The organism is Devosia sp. (genome assembly GCF_028290645.1).
Taxonomy (GTDB): Bacteria; Pseudomonadota; Alphaproteobacteria; order Rhizobiales; family Devosiaceae; genus Devosia_A.
Window position 1 is genome coordinate 1 of the sequence record NZ_JAQGJL010000418.1, and the last position, 3636, is coordinate 3636.

4 protein-coding genes are annotated in these 3636 nt (G+C 65.4%); 3 read left to right on the forward strand and 1 reads right to left on the reverse strand.

What is annotated here, in order from left to right; all coding sequences use genetic code 11:
• From glpK to JWQ89_RS22120, 3 genes are all read left to right on the forward strand, one after another.
• The coding region (gene glpK, locus JWQ89_RS22110) for a glycerol kinase GlpK (protein ID WP_299644800.1) at window positions 1-1369 on the forward strand (1369 nt) is incomplete at its 5' end.
• Between the two features lie 148 nt (window positions 1370-1517).
• Window positions 1518-2111 carry a GNAT family N-acetyltransferase gene (locus JWQ89_RS22115; protein WP_299644801.1) on the forward strand — a complete coding sequence of 198 codons (594 nt, stop codon included), beginning with the start codon at window positions 1518-1520 and terminating at the stop codon, window positions 2109-2111.
• 236 nt (window positions 2112-2347) lie between these two features.
• Entirely contained in the window at window positions 2348-2977 is a 630-nt protein-coding gene (locus tag JWQ89_RS22120) for a glutathione S-transferase family protein (RefSeq protein WP_299644802.1), read from the forward strand.
• Between the two features lie 178 nt (window positions 2978-3155).
• On the opposite strand, the gene JWQ89_RS22125 is transcribed toward JWQ89_RS22120, so the two are convergent.
• The coding region (locus JWQ89_RS22125; protein WP_299644803.1) for a glutathione binding-like protein at window positions 3156-3636 on the reverse strand (481 nt) is incomplete at its 5' end.

Genomic DNA, 3636 nt, shown 5'->3' on the forward strand with positions numbered 1-3636 from the left:
GCCCGAGGATATCTGGACCTCGACCGTCGCCACCTGCCGCGAGGCGCTGAAGAAGGCGGGCGTGGCCGCGAAAGACATCGCCGCCATCGGCATCACCAACCAGCGCGAGACCACCGTGGTGTGGGACCGGGCCACCGGCCAAGCGGTGCATCGCGCCATTGTCTGGCAGGACCGCCGCACCGCCGACATCTGCTCGAAACTGAAAGCCGAAGGCCACGAGCCCGCGATCTCGGCGAAAACCGGCCTGATCATCGATCCCTATTTTTCGGGCACAAAAGTGGCGTGGATCCTCGACCAGGTCCCCGGCGCGCGCGAACGCGCCGAGCGCGGCGAGCTGATGTTCGGCACCGTCGATTGCTATCTGCTGTGGCGGCTCACCGGCGGCAAGGTGCATGCCACCGACGCCACCAACGCCTCGCGCACGCTGCTGTTCAATATCCACACCGGGCAGTGGGACGAGGATCTGCTGAAAATCTTGCGGGTGCCGCGCTCGATGCTCCCCGAGGTGAAGGACTCTTCAGGCCATTTCGGCGACAGCCTGCCGGAATTGTTCGGCGGCGCCATCGCGATCTGCGGCATCGCCGGCGATCAGCAGGCCGCCACCATCGGCCAGGCCTGCTTCTCGCCGGGCATGATCAAATCCACTTACGGCACCGGCTGCTTCGCGCTGCTCAACACCGGCACCACGCCGGTCGCCTCGAAGAACAAGCTGCTCACCACCATCGCCTATCAGCTCAAGGGCCAGCGCACCTACGCGCTCGAAGGCTCGATCTTCGTCGCCGGCTCCGCGGTGCAGTGGCTGCGCGATGGTCTCGGGATTATCAAGCGGGCCTCTGACACCGGCCCGCTCGCCGATAAATCCGATTCGATGCAATCGGTCTATCTGGTGCCGGCCTTTGTCGGCCTCGGGGCACCCTACTGGAATCCCCGCGTGCGCGGCGCGCTGTTCGGTCTCACCCGCAACACCGGCCCCGCCGAACTCGCCCATGCCGCGCTGGAAAGCGTCTGCTACCAGACGTTTGACCTGTGGGCCGCGATGCGCGCCGATTGGCCCGACGCCAGCGCGGTCAAAACCGTGCTGCGCGTCGACGGCGGCATGACCGCCTCCGACTGGACCATGCAGCGCCTCGCCGATCTCTTGGACGCGCCGGTCGACCGCCCGATGATCCAGGAAACCACCGCGCTCGGCGCGGCCTATCTCGCCGGGCTTTCCGCAGGCGTCTATCCCGAGCCATCAAAATTCGCCGACAACTGGCGGCTCGAACACCGCTTCAAGCCGGCGATGAGCGCGGCGACGCGGGAGCGGAAACTGGCGGGATGGGCAAGGGCGGTGAAGGGATTATTGGCGAACGATGAGGGGGAGGGGTAAAACTCTCCTTCACGCACAGCCGTCATCGCCCGCGAAAGCGGGCGATCCAGTATTCCAGAGACGCCAATGATTAATTGAGAGACCGTGGCATACTGGATACCCCGCTTTCGCGGGGTATGACAGCTAACCCTGAGGGGACTGCATCGAGATGACGTTACCCGACGGCTATTCCGACATCCCCGCCGGCAAGATCGCCGCCGTCGTCACGCATCTCGAAATGACGGCACGCCCGTCGCTGCGCCCCGATCCCGCGGGCACATTCACGCTGCGCCGCGTCGACTCCCCCGACCTCACCTGGTATCGCGATCTCAATCGCAGCGTCGGCGAGGAATGGCTGTGGTTTTCGCGGCTGCAGATATCAGACGCCGAACTCGCGGCGATCATCCATGCGCCGTTGGTCGAAGTGTACGCGCTGGTGCAGGACGGCCGCGACGAAGGTCTGCTTGAACTCGATTTCCGCGAAGCCGGCCAATGTGAGCTCGCCTTCTTCGGCGTCACCGCAAAACTGATCGGCAGCGGCGCCGGGCGCTGGCTGATGAATCGCGCGTTGGAGCGCGCATGGTCGCGGCCGATCTCGCGCTTCTGGGTCCACACCTGCACGCTCGATCATCCCTCGGCGGTGGCGTTTTATCAGCGTTCGGGTTTTCGCGCCTTCCGCCGCCAGATCGAAATCGCCGACGATCCGCGGCTGGATGGGACCGCGCCGCGCAGTGCGGCGAGGCATGTGCCGATTATCGAGTGAGAGTCTGCGCCGCTCTTCTCTTACCCTCCCCTGGAGGGGAGGGCGGCTCGCATCGTTAGATGCGAGACGGGGTGTGGTGACTTCTGCGGATGAACTCTTCACCCCATCCCGCCGCTCCTTTCAGTCGCGTCGACCCTCCCCTCGGGTCAGTGCGGCCATGACGAGCCGGACACTTGCTCCCCCTGAAATCTCTGGCAAGCTGGATCAATTCCGTTCTCAAAAGGCGCCTCAACCCCATGATCCTGATCGGCCAATATGATTCTCCCTTCGTCCGCCGCGTCGCGATTGCCCTTCGGCTGTATGGCCTCGTGTTCGAGCACCGGCCGTGGTCGACCTTTGGCGACGCGGAGAAAATCGCGCCGCATAACCCGCTGCGCCGGGTGCCGACGCTGCTGCTCGACGACGGCGAGGCGCTGATCGAAAGCACCGCGATTCTGGATTATCTCGACGAACTGGTCGGGCCGGACAAAGCGATGATCGCGGCAAGCGGGCAGGAGCGCCGTCATGCCCTGAAGGTGTGCGCGCTGGGCAGTGGGCTCGCCGACAAGGGGGTAAGCCTGATCTACGAGCGTGTGCTGCGCAAGGATCAGCTAAAACTCTGGGTCGAGCGCTGCGAGGCCCAGATCGGTGGCGTGCTCACGGTGCTGGAACAGCAACGCGCCGCCGTGGCCACGCCCTACTGGTTCGGCGAGCGCATCGGCCACGCCGACATCATGGTGGCCTGCGCGCTGCGTTTTACCGGCGAGGCGCATCCCGGCCTGTTCGACGGCGTCCGTTACCCGGCGCTGGTTGCGTATGCGGCCGCCTGCGAAGCATTGCCGCCGTTTTGCGAGATCGTGCAGAGGCTCGACCCACCGAAGGGCTGAGGGGGATGAAGCGCGGCTCTTTCCCCCTCACCCCCTTGTGGGAGAGGGTGGCTCGCATCGTCAGATGCGAGACGGGTGAGGGGGTGATGAGTCTCGTTGTGTGGCGCCCCCTCATCCGGCGCTTCGCGCCACCTTCCCACAAGGGGAGAAGGGAAGGGAAGAAACGATCCGCTCCTCCCTACGTCTTCACCCGCATCGCCTCCGGCGTATCGGGCTGCGCCAGCGGATGGGCTTTTGCAAACGCCGGCAGCGCCATCGCGGTCTCGAAGATGCGCTTCACGGTTGGATAAGGTGTCAACGCGATCTGCTGGGTGATCGCCACGCTGACATGGCCGACGATGCAGATGTCGGCCAGCGTCGGCGTATCGCCATGGCAGAAGGCGCCGGTGGCCTTGTCGCTCGCCAGATGTCCCTCGAGTGCGGTCAGCGTCTCGATGGTCCAGTGCCGCCGCCATGCGGTTTGCTGCTCGTCCCTCAGATTGAGTTCGCGGTCGAGGTAGCGCCGCACCCGCGGCACCAGCAGGGGATGGCCCTCGCAGGCGACCATCAGCGCCAGCCCGCGCACCCGGGCGCGACCGCGCGCATCGGCCGGCAGCAAAGGCGGCTCGGGATGGGTTTCGTCGAGATATTCGACGATGGCGATCGACTGGAACAGCGTG